This is a genomic window from Actinomyces sp. HMSC075C01 (assembly GCF_001812965.1).
GTDB lineage: Bacteria > Actinomycetota > Actinomycetes > Actinomycetales > Actinomycetaceae > Actinomyces > Actinomyces acetigenes.
The window spans coordinates 10,885-29,091 of record NZ_KV811037.1 but is presented as its reverse complement, the minus strand read 5'-3'; the positions used below and the strand labels follow the sequence as shown (position 1 = coordinate 29,091).

The 18,207-nt window shown below is 71.0% G+C and carries 13 protein-coding genes; 6 read left to right on the top strand and 7 right to left on the bottom strand.

The features are described 5' to 3' along the window. Positions 1–233 precede the first annotated feature (233 nt). The gene (gene disA / locus HMPREF2883_RS12440; protein WP_141759123.1) at positions 234–1,304 is read left to right on the top strand and encodes a DNA integrity scanning diadenylate cyclase DisA; all 1,071 of its coding nucleotides are present in this window, start codon (positions 234–236) and stop codon (positions 1,302–1,304) included. Between the two features lie 58 nt (positions 1,305–1,362). Here disA and HMPREF2883_RS15660 read toward each other — a convergent pair whose 3' ends face one another. The 7 genes from HMPREF2883_RS15660 to HMPREF2883_RS12405 all read right to left on the bottom strand — a co-directional run bounded on the left by HMPREF2883_RS15660 (position 1,363) and on the right by HMPREF2883_RS12405 (position 8,135). Continuing rightward, entirely contained in the window at positions 1,363–2,610 is a 1,248-nt protein-coding gene (locus HMPREF2883_RS15660) for a hypothetical protein (protein WP_256277479.1), read from the bottom strand. Positions 2,611–2,809: 199 nt separating this feature from the next. Continuing rightward, positions 2,810–3,796 (bottom strand): HhH-GPD family protein, encoded by a 987-nt coding sequence (locus tag HMPREF2883_RS12430; protein WP_070662949.1) that lies wholly within the window; start codon positions 3,794–3,796, stop codon positions 2,810–2,812. A gap of 131 nt (positions 3,797–3,927) precedes the next feature. Continuing rightward, positions 3,928–4,113 carry a hypothetical protein gene (locus tag HMPREF2883_RS12425; protein ID WP_070662925.1) on the bottom strand — a complete coding sequence of 62 codons (186 nt, stop codon included), beginning with the start codon at positions 4,111–4,113 and terminating at the stop codon, positions 3,928–3,930. Between the two features lie 452 nt (positions 4,114–4,565). Next, a complete protein-coding gene (locus tag HMPREF2883_RS14900) occupies positions 4,566–5,483 on the bottom strand; it encodes a hypothetical protein (protein ID WP_141759122.1) in 918 nt (305 codons plus the stop codon). Positions 5,484–5,606: 123 nt separating this feature from the next. Then, positions 5,607–6,092: a hypothetical protein gene (locus HMPREF2883_RS12415; RefSeq protein ID WP_070662924.1), complete on the bottom strand. Its 486-nt coding sequence runs from the start codon at positions 6,090–6,092 to the stop codon at positions 5,607–5,609. A 137-nt stretch (positions 6,093–6,229) separates the two neighbouring features. Next, the gene (locus tag HMPREF2883_RS12410; protein WP_070662923.1) at positions 6,230–6,862 is read right to left on the bottom strand and encodes an amino-acid N-acetyltransferase; all 633 of its coding nucleotides are present in this window, start codon (positions 6,860–6,862) and stop codon (positions 6,230–6,232) included. A gap of 127 nt (positions 6,863–6,989) precedes the next feature. Further along, entirely contained in the window at positions 6,990–8,135 is a 1,146-nt protein-coding gene (locus tag HMPREF2883_RS12405; protein ID WP_070662922.1) for a sugar-binding transcriptional regulator, read from the bottom strand. 378 nt (positions 8,136–8,513) lie between these two features. Here HMPREF2883_RS12405 and HMPREF2883_RS12400 point away from each other — a divergent pair, with 378 nt between their 5' ends. From HMPREF2883_RS12400 to HMPREF2883_RS12380, 5 genes are all read left to right on the top strand, one after another. Further along, positions 8,514–10,325 carry a glycerol-3-phosphate dehydrogenase/oxidase gene (locus HMPREF2883_RS12400; RefSeq protein WP_083313587.1) on the top strand — a complete coding sequence of 604 codons (1,812 nt, stop codon included), beginning with the start codon at positions 8,514–8,516 and terminating at the stop codon, positions 10,323–10,325. A 171-nt stretch (positions 10,326–10,496) separates the two neighbouring features. Further along, positions 10,497–11,237, top strand: coding sequence for an MIP/aquaporin family protein (locus HMPREF2883_RS12395; RefSeq protein WP_070662921.1), 741 nt, complete (start codon positions 10,497–10,499; stop codon positions 11,235–11,237). 61 nt (positions 11,238–11,298) lie between these two features. Next, on the top strand, positions 11,299–12,846 hold the full coding sequence (gene glpK / locus HMPREF2883_RS12390; RefSeq protein ID WP_070662920.1) for a glycerol kinase GlpK: 1,548 nt from the start codon (positions 11,299–11,301) through the stop codon (positions 12,844–12,846). A gap of 391 nt (positions 12,847–13,237) precedes the next feature. Then, positions 13,238–15,310: a heavy metal translocating P-type ATPase gene (locus tag HMPREF2883_RS12385; protein WP_083313586.1), complete on the top strand. Its 2,073-nt coding sequence runs from the start codon at positions 13,238–13,240 to the stop codon at positions 15,308–15,310. A 216-nt stretch (positions 15,311–15,526) separates the two neighbouring features. Continuing rightward, positions 15,527–17,236 (top strand): L-lactate permease, encoded by a 1,710-nt coding sequence (locus HMPREF2883_RS12380; protein ID WP_070662919.1) that lies wholly within the window; start codon positions 15,527–15,529, stop codon positions 17,234–17,236. Positions 17,237–18,207: the final 971 nt, after the last annotated feature.

Here is an 18,207-nt window from a genome sequence, read left to right as displayed (position 1 = left end):
CGAGCAGCCGACGTGTCCGCCATGGACTCGCCGGGCGGCGTCAACAGACCGACTGGTCCAGTGTGGGAAGGCCCTCTCCGAAGGTCGGCCCGCCTGCCGATACCATGGGGGCATGAGCACCGGGGTGTGCGCTCACCTGGATGCTGTGAGACCCGAAGGCCCTCAGCACGGTCCGCGCCCCGGCAGGCTCACTGTGCGATCCCTCCCCCCAGGACACCGCGAGATCAGGAGAGATGATGATCGAGGCCGCTGGCCAGCTGCACGAGACGCTTGCGCTCGTCGCTCCCGGCACCGTCCTTCGTGACGGCCTGGAGCGGATCCTGCGCGGACGTACCGGGGCGATCATCGTGCTGGGCTTCGACCCGGTGGTGGAGGCCATCTCCTCGGGCGGCTTCCACCTCGACGTCGAGCTCTCCGCGGCCCGCCTGCGTGAGCTGGCCAAGATGGACGGCGGCGTCGTCGTTGACATGGACACCGCCCGGATCCGGCGTGCCAACGTCCAGCTGCTGCCCAACGCCTCGATCCAGACCTCGGAGACGGGTATGCGTCACCGCACCGCCGAGCGCGTGGCCCGCCAGACCGGGTACCCGGTCATCTCCGTGAGCCAGTCCATGCGGATCATCTCCCTGTACGTCGACGGCAAGCGCCATGTCCTGGAGCCCAGCGAGTCGATCCTGGCCAGCGCCAACCAGGCCCTGTCCGCCCTGGAGCGATACAAGGCCCGCCTCGACCAGACCTCCGCCGGCCTGGACTCCCTAGAGATCGAGGACCTCGTCACCGTCCGTGACGTCACCTCGGTGCTTCAGCTCATGGAGATGGTTCGCCGCATCTCCGCCGACATCGACTCCTACGTCCTGGAGCTGGGCACCGACGGGCGCCTCCTGGCCCTCCAGGTCGAGGAGCTCACCCGGGGCCTGCTCGCCGAGCACGGCTTCCTCCTGGAGGACTACCTGCCCGAGGGACTGGACACGGCCACCGTCGATGCGCGCCTGAAGTGGGTGGGCTCCCCCGCCCTCCTGGACCTGGCGATGGTGGCGCGCTCCATGGGCCTGGGCGGCATCGACGGCCAGGACCTGGACGCTCAGGTCTCCCCGCGCGGCCTGCGGATCCTCTCCAAGATCCCGCGTCTGCCGGTGGTGACGGCGCGCGCCGTCGTCGAGCAGTGGGGGTCCCTGCAGGGGGTCCTTGGAGCCACCATCGAGGAGCTCGAGGCCGTCGATGGCGTGGGCGCGCAGCGGGCCCGGACCCTGCGCGACGGGCTGTCACGGCTGGCGGAGATCTCCGTCGTCGAGCGCTACTCCTGAGCTGCCCGGTGGCGAGGCCTTGACGCCCCGCCCGGATCCACCCGGCCGCAGAAGGCCCTCAGCTGACGACGAAGACCCGGTCCTCAGTGAGGTCCTTGCCCCCCATGACGAAGCGGAAACGGTAGGTCCCTGCCCCCGCGGCGCTGCCCGGGGCGGTCTGCGCCTGGCCCGCTGAAGGGCTCGCAGAGGAGGAGGCAGTGGCACTCGGGCTCGACGTCGGGGAGGCCGATGCGCCGGCCGAAGCAGCCGGGGAGGCCGGTGCAGCGGTGGCCGCCGCGCAGTCGGAGGTGGCCGCGTTGCCGTTCCAGGTCACGGTGACCTCGGCGCCCTTGCCCGCCGGCAGGAGGAGGGCCCGCTCGGTCTGGCCCACGGGACACGTCAGGGAGTCCCACACCTGCTGAGAGCCCGAGGAGACCCTCACCCCCAGGGTCTGGCTGCCGACGTCGATCAGGCAGGGCACCTGGCCGCTGTTGACCAGGGAGATGGAGAAGGTCGCCCCGGCACCGACACCGACGGACTCGGGCCCCTGCACCGTGCTCGACAGGGCCGAGGGGTCGCACTTACCCGGCGTGGGGTAGACGGTGTGCACCTGAGCGGCGGCGCGCTCCTCATCCTGGGTGCGGATGGTGTTGCGGGCCCAGAGGTAGCCGACAACGATGGTCACGATGAGCAGCAGGAGGATCAGCAGGACTCCGCCCAGCACCAGGGCACGGCGCAGACCGTAGCGGGGCTGTGGCGGGACCGGCTTGCGCAGGCGCCCGCTGCGGGGCTGGTCCGGCCTCTGTGGGATCGAGTCGGGGGCGCCGGTCAGTCGCCCGCCGCCGACGCGGGCCCACTGGAGGCCCGCACCCCAGCCGTTTTTTCGGCGACGATCGGAGCGGGCGGCCTGAGTCGAGCTCGTCCGGGCGGAGCGGGCGGTTCCCGGAGCGGCCTGCCGTGAGCGGGACGTCGAGGTCCCCTGGCCGCCCTGGGGGGACCTGCGGTTCTTGCCGGCCTGGGCCGGCGTGCCCGAGTGTTCGCCGGTGGGCCTGCCCGTCTGCCCCGAGTGCAGGGGGTGTCCGGTGGACTTGGCGCCTGAAGCGCGGCCGCTGCGTCCCTTGGCCTGGGAGGATCTGGGCGCCCCGCCGGAGCGGGCTGAGGCCGACTGTCCGGCACCCGACCGCGGCCCGCCGCCGGAACCACCCTGCCGGTGGGGCCGGGACTGGGAGCCCGAGGAGGAACGCCCCGATGAGGAGCCTGCGCCGCGACGGGCCGAGCCTCGTCGTCCTGCGCTTTCCCCATGGTTGCGTCCGCGTCCTTTGGCCATGGTCACGACTCTACCGGCGCCACGGCCCCGGGCCCGTGAGCGCCCCGCCCCGGCGATGCGCAGGCCCGTGAGACCTTCGTCGTTGTCCGCGCGGGGCCGACGCCGGCTGCCCGGCGCCGCACGGGTTCCGAGGGCCGGTCCCCCACCGCCCTGTGCTTCCCCGGCCGTCCGGCGGGGCGGTACGCGGATCGGTGGGCGGTTAGGGGAGGCGGTAGGTGGCGCCGTCGTCGTCGGTGGCGATGAGCCCGTCGGCCAGGAGGGTGGCCAGGGCGCGCACCGGCTGCTGGGGATCGGGGGCTCCGCCGGAGGCTCGCGCCCCCGCCCTGGCGGCGCAGGCCATGAGCTCACCGGCCTCGACGCACCGCCCGTCGGGGGCCTTGCGCAGGCGGGCCATGACCAGCCCGCGGGCCTGGCGGTCGGTGCCGTGCCAGGTCTGAGTGCGACGTCGGCCCGCGTGGATGTCCGCGGGACGGCCGGCAGCCAGCCAGGCACAGCTCGCCCGCCACGGGCAGGCCCCGCAGTCCGGCTCGCGGGCGGTGCACACCAGGGCGCCGAGCTCCATGACGGCCACCGACCAGTGAGCGGCGGTGGTGTCGTCGTCGGGCAGCAGGCTCAGTGCCCGCTCACGCTCGGCCCGGTTGAGGCTGGGGGCGGGAAGGGCTTGACCTGCGACAACGCGGGCCAGGACCCGCCTGACATTCGTGTCCAGCACGAGGGCGCGCCGGCCGTGGGCGAAGGCCAGGACCGCGCCGGCCGTGTACTCCCCCACCCCGGGCAGGGCCAGAAGGGCGTCCAGGTCATCGGGTAGGACGCCGCCGTGCTGCTCGACGACGCTGCGGGCGCACTCGATGAGCCGCAGGGCCCGGCGCGGGTAGCCCAGGCGCCCCCAGACCCGCAGCACCTCAGCGGTGGGGGCCTGGGCGAGCTCGGTGGGGCCGGGCCAGCGCCGTATCCACTCCTGCCAGGCGGGGACGACACGGGTCACCGGGGTCTGCTGGCTCATGACCTCCGAGACGAGGACCTCCCACGGGGTCGTATCAGGACGGCGCCACGGCAGGTCGCGGGCGTGGGCGTCATACCAGGCCATGACGTCCTGCGCCGAGGGCTCGGCCGGATCGGCAGGCGGCGCCGGCTTGGCCGAGGTCGCAGCGGTGAGCGTGTCGTCAAGGGCGGGGCGGGCGGGCACGGGGGACACCGTAGCGGCAAGACCTTGGGTGGGGCCGGATACCTTCGTCACCAGCCGGCGAGAATCGTCGCACTCCCGCGCGTTCGTACCGTAGGCCTCCGATTCGTACCCTTACCCTACGAACCCGAGGCTTAACCTACGAACGCACGGGCGTACCCGGTGATGAGCATGGTGAAGCCGAGCGTGGAATCGTTCCCGCTGCCAACGATCGTCTTGAGCCCGGACGCCAGGAGCAGCAGCCCGACGGCGCCACACAGGACGAGCACGATCCAGCCGGACCCGGTTGCGGCGGTACGGCGGACCAACCTGTCGGTCACCGGCACAGCGGGTGCTCGCCCGGGACGACGCACCGGAGGCATGGACGTCTGAGCCTCGGGGACTCCCCGGAGCGCAGCAACGGGAACGGGGACCGGAGAGGCCGATGGCTGCTGTGCTCGATCGGCCGTCGTTCGATCGACCACCGCCACCCCGGCCGTACCCGGCCGAGTCGTACTGACCGGGTGCCCCCTGAGGAGCGCCCCCACCGTAGGGGGCGGGTCGGCTCCCGGGCTGGCGACAGGGAGCGGGCCGGCCGTAGGAAGAGCCTGTCGGTGGTTGCGTCATGGGAACCTCTTCATCAAGGCGGTCCGCGCCAGATCGCGGGCGGTGGGGTGCCGTGAGCGTATTCCACACCGACCGCGACCGCACCGCCTCCAAGGGGCCGGCCCTCCCCATGGACCGAGAGTGCTGGAGGAGGCTGCGCGTCCTCGACGTCCGTACCCGCCCCGAGTCAGGGACGGTTCAGGCCCTGACGGCGCTCCTGACGCTCCCGGGCCCCCTGCTGGATACCCAGGACGCCGTTGAGCTCAACGTACTCGCCCGTCTCCTGGGTGTATCCGCGCGCGACGGCCCACTCCCAGATGCGGTCCAGCTCGGCAGTGCCCTTTGCCTCCAGCGCCTGGCCACTGACACCGGACCAGGTCAGACCGGCCAGGGTGACGGCCCTGCCGTCGGGGTCGACGACATGACCCTCGGCGTGACGAATCTGAACCCTGCCTGCGGCGGCACTCAGGGCCGCCGGTGCGCCGGAGACCTTGACGAACAGCCCCGTGCGCGACCGGGGCCAGGGGACGTCGCGGCCCCTGCCGCCGGCCCCGATGTGGATGCCGGTGGCGTCGAACACCGTACGCACCGACATGAGGAACAGGATGCCGAGCAGCAGGAACAACCCGAGGAGCAGCAGGATGAAGAAGACCCCGATCGTGCCCTTGTCCCCGAGATGAATGAGATTCCAGACCGCACCGGCCAGGCACACCAGCCCAAAACCGCCGCCCACGAGGAACTGGATACGGCTGGCGGTCGTCGCCGTGGACTTGAGAACCAGCCTGTCCTGATCCACGGGGATGGGGCCGAGCCGGGAGGGCTGGTACTCGTACTGCGGGGCCGAGGAGGACTGCTGCGCGCCCGCGACGCCGTAGGAAGCCGGCTGAGTCCCTGCGGGCTGTCCAGTCTGCTGAGCGTACTGGGCCTGAGGACCGGGGTGACCGTACTGACCGGCAGCGGTCTGATTCGTCTGGCCGTACTGAGCCTGAGGTCCGGGGACACCGGCTTGACCGTGCTGGTTCTGCTGGGCGGGATCGCCGTACTGACCGTACTGGCCGTACTGACCGGGCTGACTGTAGGGGCCGTTGACCGGTGGCTGGCTCATGAGCACTTTCCTCACAGGTTCTTGGATGTACGGGAATACGACAAGACCTCGTCAGGCTACCGCAACGCCTCCCCGATGCAGCCCCGGCAGAACTCCCCATCGCTCCTTGGCCGCCCTCGGCGGCTATCTGCCACCGGTGAGACGGCGCAGCGCCCTCACCCGCGGGGACCATGTCGCGGGACGGATGACCGTGCCGGTGGTCTCACGTTCGGCGTTGTCAAAGAGGTCCTCGACGACGGCGTCGTGCAGGGGCTCAACCACGGCCGAGAACATGAGCCGCATGGCGCCACGGGTACGGCCGATGAGGACGTGGCGAATGCGGGTGCGTTTCTCGTCCAGGGCGTCAAGGCTCAGCTCGTGGGCACCGATGATCCCTGTTCGCGGACGGAAGGTGAACCGCACTCGCCGGCCGGGCTCGTACTCGCTGACGTAGTAGCGGATGGCTCCGTGGCCGCCGTCGGCTCCCAGCGCCAGTGGCCGGTCCAGGACCATCGGCGGCCAGTACCGCGAGGGCCAGAGTCGATCACCCTCCTGCCCGAGCCCGTTGAGCAGGGCGCCCAGGGGCTCGAGCGAAGCGTTGATGACGCGTTCATGAACGTTGCGGATCATGGATGCTCCTCCACGGTTATCGCATGGCTGTCGCACAGTTGTCGGCCTTGTCCAACAGGATCGCACCCAACCATGAGATCACACGGGACCGCGGCCCGCCGCAGCGAAGCGCACCCGGCCCACCCAGGGCGGTCAGCTCACAGGTGCAGGAGCATGCGGGCGTTGCCCAGGGTGTTGGGCTTGACCCGGGCCAGGTCGAGGAACTCAGCCAGGCCGTCGTCGTGGGAGCGCAGCATCTCGGCGAAGACGTCCATACCCACCGGGGTACCCTCGATGGGCACGAAGCCGTGGGCCCCGAAGAAGGGCTCCTCGAAGGTCAGGCAGAACACCCGCTTGAGCCCCATCTCCCGGGCCTGCGCGATGAGCTCACGCAGGATGGCCGACCCCAGTCCGGTCCCCACGGCGTCGGGATGGACGGCCAGGGTACGCACCTCGGCGAGGTCATCCCACATGACGTGCAACGCCCCACAGCCCACGATCCTGGGCTCGGCCGGCGCCTCTCCGCCGTCTGCCCCACCGGGCTCGGCGTCGCCGGGGATCTCCTCGGCGACGATGAACTCCTGGATGTCCTCGAAGTAGGAGATGAGGTCCTTGGAGACCAGGACGCGCCGCTCGGCGTAGGGACGCACCAGCTCAGCGATGGGGCGCACGTCCGCCGGGCGCGCCGGGCGCAGGACGCGGCGGGAGTCGTCGACCCCGTAGATCTCGGCCCGACGTGTCGTCCGGCCGGCGAGCAGGTGTTCATGTGTCATGACAGCAGTGCTGTTCATCGTTGTCCGCATTCAGTTAGGGCTCAGTTCTGGTCTTGGGCCCCGTGAGCCGGCGCTCCACCGGCGACGCCGGAGCCGCGAGCAGACCGCAGCGCGATCCGGGCCCACATCCTGCCACGTTCGCGGCTCATCGAGAACCGCCTCCCGTCTGGCCCCGGACCTCGGCGAGCTCCAGGACGGCGCGGGCGGTGGCGTCGTCGACGATGAGATCGGTAGCGGTCCGGGCGCGCAGCGCGGCCAGCAGGGCGCGGGCCTTGCCGGTTCCCGCAGCCACGCACAGGCGGCGCGGAATCCGGGCGAGCTGGGCGGGAGTCGGGCCGGTGGCCCGGGCGTTGAGGGTGACGTCGCGCCAGGAGCCGTCGGCACGCAACAGGACGGTGCACACGTCCCCCACCACGTTCTGGCGGCGCAGGACGGCCTGGTCCCGCGCCGTGAGGTGGCCACCCTCATAGACCTGGGAGGGCAGGGCCCCGTTGAGGGCATCGAGGGCGCCGACGCCGAAGACGGCCAGGCTCGCACGCCGCGCCACCGACAGGACCCGCTTGACCGAGCGCTCCGACCACATGGCCTCGCGGGCGGCCACATGGTCGAAGAAGGCCGGCACCGGGAAAGAGATCGTGCGCGCCCCCAGCGACATGCGCATCTGGGAGAGCACCTCACCGGCGCTGGGCCCCTCACGCATGGGATCCGAGGCGCCGTTGAGCTGGACAACGGTCAGCCCCGGCACGGGCCGCGAGGGCAGGGCGGCGCTGACCTCCGACATGGTGGTGCCCCAGGCGACGCCGACGACGACGCCTCCTGCGCCGACGTCCCGGCCCGCCCCGCCGGCCGCGCCGCGGTTCTCGCCCTCGAGGCCACCCGACTCAGGCGCACCGGCGCCTTCGGCCCCGCCCTGCTCGGCCAGGGCCCCGATAAGGTCGACCATGTGCGCGGCGGCGACGGAGGCGACCTGCTGGAGACGGTGGATCTCCGTGGTGCCCTCGCGCACCGGGACGATATGCGTGCGGACCCCGAAGACCTGCGCCATCCGCCCCTCCAGAGAGCCGGCGCCACCGGGCTGGACCAGGCTGACCCGCACGACGCCCTCCTGGCGGGCACGCGCCAGGAGCCGGGAGACGGTGGAGCGGGACACCCCCAGGTGGTGGGCGATCACCTCCATCGTCTCGCCCTGGACGTAGTACATGGAGGCCGCCTCGTAGGCGCGCAGGAGGCCACCGGGGTCGGCGGTACTCGCCGCGCCCCCGACGGCGTCAGAAGCGGTTCTGCCAGTCACGTCATCCTCCTTCTCCTCTTATCGACGACGGTGCCGTTCCACACAGCCGTCCCGTGCGGCGGGAGGGCACCGAGCCTCCCGGACACGACATCAGACGTCCCGGCGAGGAGGACTGTACGCACAGATCAGCGGACATTCTTGTGGATACCTCAAAAGCCGTCTGCACATTAGTGCACGCACCTTGCGCATTCTCCCACACGCGGCGGACAGTGGTGTCCGACACCACAGACGGGCCGTGCGAGCGCGACGGAACACGTCGAGCCCCGGCGCCGGAAGCCGGGCCCCGACCTGCATCCGACCCGGCACCCCGGTCAACGCCGACCGGCCCCGCACAGCCTCACCAGTTTCGACCTCACGACACGTAGGAGCCCAGGAGCCATGACCTCCACCCGCAAGCCCTCCTCCAAGAAGACCCCCTCCCGCAGCTCCGGCCCGGCCGGCCCCGCCGCCCCCTCCTACCCCGCACCCATCCAGGACACCGCGCTCAACGCCGCCCAGCGCGAGCGCGCTCTGGAGGAGATGACCTCGGCCGAGGGCCTGGACGTCCTCGTCGTCGGCGGAGGCGTCACCGGCGCCGGCATCGCCCTGGACGCGGCGGCCCGCGGCCTGCGCACCGGCATCGTGGAGATGGGCGACTGGGCCTCGGGCACCTCCTCGTGGTCCTCCAAGCTCGTCCACGGCGGCCTGCGCTACCTCTACCAGCTCAACTTCGCCCTCGTGCACGAGGCCCTCACCGAGCGCGGCCGCCTGCTGAGCACCACCGCACCGCACCTGGTCAAGGCCCAGCCCTTCCTGTGGCCGCTCAAGCACCACTACGAGCGCTCCTACTCCGCCGTCGGCGTGGGCATGTACGACGCCCTGGCCCTGGCCGGCGCCCGCGGCCGCAAGACCGTGCCGATCCAGCGTCACCTGGGCCGCAAGGGCACCTCCGCCCTGGCCCCCTCCCTGGACACCAGCGGCCTGGCCGGCTCCATCCGCTTCTTCGACGCCCGGGTCGACGACGCCCGCCTGGTCATCGACCTGGTGCGTACCGCCGTCGGCCTGGGGGCGCTGGCCGCCAACCGCACGAAGGTCACCGGCTTCCTCACCGACGAGCGCGGCCACGTCCACGGCGCCCGCGTCACCGACCTGGCCACCGGCACCGCCCACGAGATCCGGGCCAAGCGCACCATCAACGCCGCCGGCGTGTGGACCGAGGACGTCCAGGACCTGGCCACCGACGCGGGCGGCCTGAAGGTCCTGGCCTCCAAGGGCATCCACATCGTGGTCCCCAAGGAGGCCATCGACGCCGAGACCGGCGTCTTCCTGCGCACCGAGAAGTCCGTCCTGTTCATCATCCCCTGGCCCGAGTACTGGGTCATCGGCACCACCGACACCCCCTGGGACCTGGACGTCTCCAAGCCCGTGGCCACCGCCACCGACGTCGACTACATCCTCGAGCACGCCAACTCCGTGCTGTCGCGGCCCATCACCCGCGATGACATCATCGGCGTCTACGCGGGCCTGCGCCCCCTGCTCCAGCCCAAGCTCAAGCCGGGCGCTCAGGCCGCCTCCACGAAGGTCTCCCGCGAGCACACGGTCACCCGCATCGCCCCGGGGCTGACCGCCATCGCCGGCGGCAAGCTGACCACCTACCGGGTCATGGCCTCCGACGCCGTCGACCACGCCCTGGGCGAGGCCCTGTCCCACGCCCACCCCTGCGCCACGCAGGAGCTGCCCCTGGTGGGTGCGGCCGGCTACCACGCCCTGGCAAAGCGGGCCGGACGGATCGCCGGTGAGCGCGGCTGGACCCTGGAGAGGGTCACCCACCTGCTGGACCGCTACGGCGACGAGACCCCGGCCCTGCTTCAGGCCATCGACGACGCCGACCCCGAGGAGCGCCTGGGCGAGCCGCTGGCGGAGGCCCCCACCTACCTGCGCGCCGAGGTCGTCTGGGCCGTCACCCACGAGGGCGCCGAGAGCCTCGACGACGTCCTGCTGCGCCGCGTGCGCCTGGACCTCTCGCACCGCGACCGGGGCCTGGCCGCCGCCGACGAGATCCTGGCGATCATAGCACCGCTGCTGAACTGGTCGGACAAGGACGTCGCCGCCCAGAAGGAGGCCTACGCTCAGCGCGTGGCCCAGATCGCCGCGGCCGAGGCCGAGCTGACCGACGCCGCCGCGGTGGCGCACATCACTGAGCCGATCTAGTCTCCTGTGGGCCGAGCGGACCGCACCCGGTGCCGCTCGGTCCACAGGCTCCCCGCGGTGCCCGCAGATTCCGGCGGAGGCGGGCACCGCGACCACCCAACCACCGCCGACGAACCGGACCTCGCAGTCCCGATTGAACCCGCACACCGTCGTGCAGAAAGAGAGCCGCACATGTCTGCGAGCCTGACCCAGATCTTCGCCTCGGAGGCCCTGGGGACATTCCTTCTCATCCTTCTGGGCTGCGGCGTCGTCGCCGGTGTCGCGCTGCCCGGCTCCAAGGCCAAGGACGGCGGCTGGATCGTCATCACCATGGCCTGGGGTCTGGCGGTCTTCGTGGGCGTCTACGCCGCCTACAAGACCGGCGCGCACCTCAACCCGGCCGTCACCATCGGTCTGGCGGTCGCCGGACGGGACCTGGCCGAGGGAATCCCCGCCTCGGCGACCACCATCCTGGTTTACTTCGCCGCCCAGATGGTGGGCGCCATCCTGGGCGCCACCGCCGTGTGGCTGTCCTACAAGAAGCAGTTCGACCAGAAGGCCGACGCCGCCGCCAAGCTCGGCGTGTTCGCCACCGGCCCGGCGGTGCGCTCCTACGGATGGAACGTCGTGACCGAGGCCGTGGGCACCTTCGTGCTGCTGGCCTGGATCATCGCCTCGGGCAAGACCCCCTCGGGCCTGGGCCCGCTGGCCGTGGCCCTGGTCATCGTCGTCATCGGTCTGAGCCTGGGCGGCCCCACCGGCTACGCCATCAACCCGGCCCGTGACCTGGGCCCGCGCATCGCACACGCCCTCCTGCCGATCCCCGGCAAGGGCGACTCGGACTGGGCCTACTCCTGGGTCCCGGTCGTCGGCCCGATCATCGGCGCCGTCGCCGCCGGGCTCATCGTCCCCCACATCGCCGGACTGTTCTGAGCCCGGCTCCTCCCCTCATACACAGTCACAGCCCCTCACAACGCAGTGAAAGGACATTTCCTTGAGCCCCAACAGCACAGCTGACAGCGACGAGAAGAAGTACGTCCTGGCCATCGACCAGGGCACGACCTCCTCACGCGCCATCCTGTTCAACCACGACGGCGAGATCGTCGCCGTCGACCAGAAGGAGCACGAGCAGATCTTCCCGCGTGCCGGCTGGGTCGAGCACGACGCGAACGAGATCTGGGACAACATCCGCTCCGTCGTCGGCGAGGTGCTCGCCAAGGCACAGATCAACCGCCACGAGATCGCCTCGGTGGGTATCACCAACCAGCGTGAGAGCGCCGTCGTGTGGGACAAGAACACCGGCGAGCCCGTCTACAACGTCATCGTCTGGCAGGACACCCGCACCCAGAAGATCTGCGACCGCCTGGCCGGCGAGGATGGCCCGGACAAGTACAAGGACCGCGTCGGCCTGGGACTGGCCACCTACTTCGCCGGCCCCAAGGTCGCCTGGATCCTGGAGAACGTCGCGGGCGCCCGCGAGCGTGCCGAGGCCGGCGACCTCCTCATGGGCACCATGGACACCTGGACGCTGTGGAACCTCACCGGCGGGGTCAACGGCGGGGTGCACGCCACGGACGTCACCAACGCCTCGCGCACGATGCTCATGAACATCGACACCCTGGACTGGAACCCCGAGATCTGCGCGGACATGGGCATCCCCGTCTCCATGCTCCCCGAGATCCGTCCCTCCTCGGGCGTCTTCGGATACGGCCGCAAGAACGGTCTGCTGGTGGACACCCCCATCAGCGGCATCCTCGGCGACCAGCAGGCGGCCACCTTCGGGCAGGCCTGCTTCGAGAAGGGCCAGGCCAAGAACACCTACGGCACCGGCTGCTTCATGCTCATGAACACGGGCACCACCCCGGTGCGCAGTGAGAACGGGCTGCTGACCACCGTGTGCTACCAGATCGGGGACGAGCCGGCCGTCTACGCCCTGGAGGGCTCGATCGCCGTGGCCGGCTCGCTGGTGCAGTGGCTGCGCGACAACCTGGGCATCATCGCCGACTCCAAGGACATCGAGGCCCTGGCCTCCAGCGTCGAGGACAACGGCGGGGCCTACTTCGTGCCGGCCTTCTCCGGGCTGTTCGCCCCGCACTGGCGCCCTGACGCCCGCGGCGCCCTGGTGGGTCTGACCCGTTACGTCAACAAGGCGCACATCGCCCGGGCCGTGGAGGAGTCGACCGCCTACCAGACCCGCGAGGTCCTCGAGGCCATGAACGCCGACTCCGGGCAGGCCCTGACCGAGCTCAAGGTCGACGGCGGCATGACCCGCGACGAGCTGCTCATGCAGTTCCAGGCCGACCAGGTGGGTGTGCCCGTGGTGCGCCCGAAGGTCGCCGAGACCACGGCGCTGGGGGCCGCCTACGCCTCCGGTATCGCGGTGGGCTTCTGGTCGGGCACCCAGGACGTCATCGACAACTGGGCCGAGGACAAGCGCTGGGAGCCGACCATGGAGGAGGCCGAGCGCGAGCGGCTCTTCCGCAACTGGAACAAGGCCGTCCAGCGCACCCTGGACTGGGTCGACGAGGACGTCGTCGAGTAGCAGCGGTCCCGCAGCACCCCGCCGCCGGCGGATCCCGTGTCCCCACGGGTCCGCCGGCGGCGCCGTTTCGCGCCTTACCACGTCCCGGGCGGCTGGTGTTCGGCCTTCCCCCGCAGATCTGTCACGGACGGCGACTTTTACCCCGCACGCCCGCCCGCCTCGCCAAGACCTCTCACACATCTACGCAGGTCAGCGCACTTCCGTCTGGGAGTGACCCTCAGAACCGGGATGAGAACCGAATGAAAAGTCGCCAATCGTGACACGGCGAGGGTTCCCGGGTCCCCACCTAGTCCTGACATACACTGCCGAGCCCCTTGAATGATCGGTAGATTCCTGGGTGGACCCGCCTGAGCTGCGGGGCCCGTCCCGTTCCCGTTGCGAGGAGTCCCCTATGACGGCTCATCCGTCCAGCTCCCACCCTTACCCGACCACGCAGCCCCCCTCCGCCTCGACGCCGGCACTGCCCGTCGATGCCTCCGACGAGCTCTCCGGTGCCGGCGCCGCCACCGGCTCAGCCGGCGCCCCCGCGGGCGCACGGATTCTCGAGCGGATCGAGTGGGCCGACGTCGTGCGCATCGCGGCGGTGGGCCTGGCGGCGCTGGGTGCCTGGATCGCGGAAGCGGCGGGCACGCCCGGCTGGGTGGTGGGCGCCGTCGGGGCGGTGGTGCTGGCGGTGGGCTGCTGGCCGCTCCTGATCGAGGCGGCGGGCGATCTGCGCGAGCGGCGCATGAGCATGGAGCTCTCAATGCTGCTGGCCATCGTGGCGGCCGCCGCCATTGGCGAGTGGGTGACCGCCCTGGCCGTGACGGTCTTCGCGCTGTGCGCCGAGGTCCTGGAGGAGCTGTCCATGGATCGGGGGCGCGATGCCCTGACCGATCTCATGTCCTTCCTGCCGCAGACCGCGCGGGTGGTGGGAGCCCCCGAGGCCGCTGAGGCCGCTGATTCCGCCGAGTCCTCGCAGTCCTCCGGGGTCACTGAGGTCTCCCTGGACGAGGTGCGCCCGGGGCAGGTCATCGCCCTGAGTCCCGGGGGCCGGGTACCGGTCGACGGCGTCGTGCGCAGCGGCCGGGCCGACGTCGACCAGTCCCGGATCACCGGGGAGGCGCTGCCCGTGCAGGTCGGGCCAGGTGACCGGGTCCCGGCCGGCTCCATCACCCGCGGCGCCCTGGAGCTCGAGGTGGAGCGGGTCGGCGAGGAGTCCTCCTACGGGCGGATCGTGGCCGCGGTGCGTCACGCCCAGTCGTCGCGCGCGCCGGTCCAGCGCCTGGCCGACCGGCTGGCGGCCCGTATCGTCTACCTGGCGCTGGCGGCGGCCCTGGTCACCTTCCTGGCCACCCGGGACGTGCGGGCCACGATCTCGGTCATCATCGTGGCCGGGGCCTGCGGGGTGGCCGCGGGCACTCCCCTGGCGGTCCTGGCGGCCATCGCCCGCGCCGCCCGCTGCGGGGCCTTCGTCAAGGACGGCACTCACCTGGAGCAGCTCTCCGCGGTGGACACGGTGGTGGTGGACAAGACCGGGACCCTCACCGTCGGGGAGCCCCGGGTCGTGAGCGTCCGCCCCACCGAGGCCGCCGCCGGGGAGGACGAGGTGCTGGCCCTGGCGGCCGCGGCGGAGTGGAACTCCGAGCACCCCATCGGCCGGGCCATCTACGCCGAGGCCGCCGTGCGCGACCTGACGGTGCCGGTGCCCGGCGACGTCGCCTACTCCCCCGGAGCCGGCGTGAGCACCCACGTCGAAGGGCGCCGGATCACCGTGGGGCGCTGCCGGGGGCAGGGGCACCAACCGGGGCGGGACACTGACGGCTGCGAGGACGAGGCCGCCCTGAGCACCGAGTCCGACCCGGAGGCGCCGTCGGCCACCTCAGTGGTGGAGGTGCGGGCCGATGAACAGCTCCTGGGTACCATCGCCCTGGCCGACAGGCTGCGCCAAGGCGCGGCCACCGCCGTGCGCGACCTGGGTGACATGGGCCTGGAGATCCTCATGCTCACCGGCGACTCGGCCGCCTCTGCGCGCCACGTGGCCGGTCTGCTCGGTCTGAGCGAGGAGCAGGTGCGCGCCGACCTGCTGCCCACCGACAAGGAGGAGGTCATCGACTCGCTGCGCCGGGCGGGCAAGCGGGTGGCCATGGTGGGCGACGGCGTCAACGACGCCCCCGCCCTGGGCGCCGCTGACGTCGGCATCGCCATGGGCACCGGCACGGACGTGGCCCGCGAGGCCGGGGACGTGGTCCTCGTGGGCTCAGCCCCGGCCGACCTGGTCGAGACCGTGCGGGTGGCCCGCAGGGCCCGGCGCATCATCATGGTGAACTTCGTGGGCACGGTGGTGGTCGACGTCGTCGGCATGATCGCCGCCGGGCTGGGGCTGCTGGGGCCGGTGGCCGCGGCCCTCGTGCACGTCGTCTCCGAATCGGCCTTCATCCTCAACTCGGCCCGACTGGTGCCCCGCCGCACCCGCAGGCGCTGAGTCGGCCGACCACCGACACCGGCCGCAGCACCCGCGCCCCCACTTTCACCCGGAAGAATGCGCGAAGACGGCGCACGGCCCCCGCATATGGTGCACAAGTCACCGTCTCCATGGCATGATCGTTGGGCCTTAGTACCCAGGACGCAGCAGCGCGGCTGCCAGCCCGGCCCTGCTGACGACCTGGACGACCCCATTAGTACTCACAGTGGAGTAGCCATGACGCCAGCCGTCCTGTCAGCCCTGCCGATGCATCCGGCACCGCTCGCCCCAGCCTTGGCGGGACTGCCCGCCACCTTCACGCCGTCGACCACCGCCGTGGGAGGCAACGTCTACCTCACCGCCGCCGTGGGCCTGCTGCCGCTGGTGGTGTTCTTCGTCCTCATGGGCGTGTTCAAGGTGGCCACTCACTGGTGCGCCCTCATCTCCCTGGTGATCGCCGCCGTCACCGCGGTCGTCCTGTTCCACATGCCGGTAGGCATGACGGTCATGAGCGCCACCCAGGGCATGGCGCTGGGATTCGTCCCGATCATCTACATCATTATCGCGGCCGTGTGGCTCTACAACCTCACTGACGTCTCGGGTCGTTCCAAGGATCTCAAGGCCGTGTTCAACGTGATCGGCAAGGGCGATATGCGCGCCCAGGCCCTCATCGTGGCCTTCTCCTTCTGCGGCCTGCTCGAGGGGCTGGCCGGCTTCGGCGCCCCGGTGGCCATCGCCGCCGCCATGGTGGCGACCCTGGGCCTGCCCAAGCTCAAGGCGGCCGTCGTCGTCATGGTCGGTAACGCCATCAACGTGGGCTTCGGCGCCATGGCCATTCCCACCACGACGGCCGGCAAGCTCGGCGGTCAGGACCCGGTGACGGTCGCCACCGCCATGGGGCACCTGACCTGGGTGTTCTGCGCCTTCATCCCGCTCCTGCTGCTGTTCATCCTCGACGGCGCGCGCGGCGTCAAGCAGCTGTGGCCGCTGGCGATCGTGGCGGGGCTGGCCACCGGGGTGGGTCACTTCTTCACCCCCTCGATCTCCTACGAGCTCACCGCCGTGCTGGCCTCCCTGCTGGGCCTGGCCGCCTCCTACGTCTTCCTGCTGGTGTGGACCCCGACAACCCCTGAGGAGTACCGCTCCCAGGTGGCCGCCGACGACGCCCCCGACCGCGAGCGCGTCATCCTGGCCCTGCTGCCCTACATCCTGGTGGTGGTCATCATCGCCACGACCAAGCTGTGGACCCTGGGCATCAACCTCGACAAGGCCTTCAAGGCCACCGACCTGCCCCTGAAGTGGCCCGGCGTCTACGGCCAGCTCCTCAACGCCAAGGGCGAGGCCTCCAAGAGCGCCATCTACAACCTTCAGACCCTGTCCAACCCGGGCACCTGGATCTTCCTGACCGCCATCATCGTCACCTTCATCTACGCGGCGCGCTCGGTGCCGGGCAAGTTCGAGATGAGCGTGAGCAAGGGCTTCGCCACACTGGCCAAGACCTGCTACACGCTGCGCATGGCGATCCTGACGATCGCGGCCGTCATGGCCCTGGCCTACGTCATGAACTTCTCCGGCCAGACCTCCGCGATCGGTGCGGCCCTGGCCGCCACGGGCGCCGCCTACGCCTTCCTCTCCCCGGCCCTGGGCTGGGTGGGGACCGCCGTGGCCGGCTCGGCGACGAGCGCGGGCGCCCTGTTCGCCAACCTGCAGGCCACCGCCGCCCAAGGGGCCGGCCTCGACCCGAAGATCCTGCTGGCCGCCAACACCATCGGAGGCGGCCTGGGCAAGATCGTCTCCCCACAGAACCTGGCCATCGCCTCAACCGCGGTGGACGCCCCCGGAACAGACGCCGAAATCCTCAAGAAAGCAGCCCCCTACTCCATCGGGCTACTGCTGGTACTGGGCACCCTGGTGTTCCTGGCCTCCCAGGTGGGGCTGGGCGTCTGAGACCGCTCGAGCCTGACTCCCACCTGCGGCGCCCCCGGATCCTTCGCGATTCCGGGGGCGCCGTACGTGTCCCCGCGCCTGCGACGTCGGATCGGGGACGTCCTTCCCACCCGAGGACTGCGTTCTCCCACCGACGACTGCGCCCCAGCGCGCGCATTGTGGAGGCAAACGCAGTCCTCGCCGCGAAAGTACGTCCTCGATGTCGGTGGCAGCGGCAGCAACAGCCACGGACAGCTCGAGGTCGATGCCTGGCCCCTCACCTGAACCCAGCACGGTCCACGGGCGTCGCGGGCAGTTCTGTGTGAGGCACCAAGCCTCTTTGCGGGTGTTCCTGATGAGTCTCATCGCGCTGTGGACAGGGCGGAGCGGCGCCAGTCATAATGGCAGGGAGCCACCCGGGTGCTAGCCGGGCGACTCCCCTAGCAAGCAGTCAGCCTCAGCTGAACCACTTGCTCAGGGCATCCACCAGGACACCAACGGCCCGGATCAGGCGAGCGATAGCGGTCAAGACTCCGCTCACCTTCCGGGCCGTTACCTTGCCCCGGCGGACTTTCGCGTTCCGGCCTTTCGGCTTGGACACGGCCCTCACCTCCTTCCCAGCTCCTCTCCTCCCCGGCCAGGACACTGCACGTGTTCCAGGGGAAGGAGCCGAAGGAAGGCGCCCTCAATCATGCCAGCCGGCACTGACGTCCTGAGCTCGGCCCTACCGCAGTTGTGGGTCTCGTAGCTGCACATTCCCTCTGGGTCTTGTGCATCTCACGCAGTCGCCGACGTCCTCGCGGGCATCGCAGGTCCTACAGACCGCGCAGTACCAGGCCCGGCCCTGATCGCAGCCGGCCGATCACGCCGTCGGGCCCCGTCGGTGGAGCGTTGAGCAGGTCGAGGGCCAGCCCGTTGACGAGGGCCGTCACCAGGTGTGGCCCTGGCGGCCACGGGTGCCCTGTTCGCCAACCTGCAGGCCACCGCCGCCC